General features: G+C 72.0%; 1 pseudogene. It reads left to right on the forward strand.

What is annotated here, in order from left to right:
• Positions 1 to 246, forward strand: a pseudogene (locus tag ACYQ0J_RS00070) (ATP-binding protein); the annotation flags it as partial.

Below are 246 nucleotides of genomic sequence, written 5' to 3' on the forward strand. Positions count from 1 at the left end.
TCCCGGTGGATGGGGGGGGGCGGGGGAGGGACCTCGAGGCCGACCTCAAGGCCTGGCAGAGGCGCTACCCGGGGAACGAGGAGAAGGCGAGGAGCCTCCTCAAGGCCCTCAAGCGCCCCGAAGGGGTGAACCCCGTCACCCTCGTCGTGGACGACGCCACGGGCCTCACCCCCAGTGTGGTCCCCTGGCTGGTGGCCTTCGCCGAGGTGGCCACCCTGGTCCTGGCCGTCCACCCGGAGACCCTAA

The sequence above is a fragment of the Thermus sp. FJN-A genome (assembly GCF_054655095.1).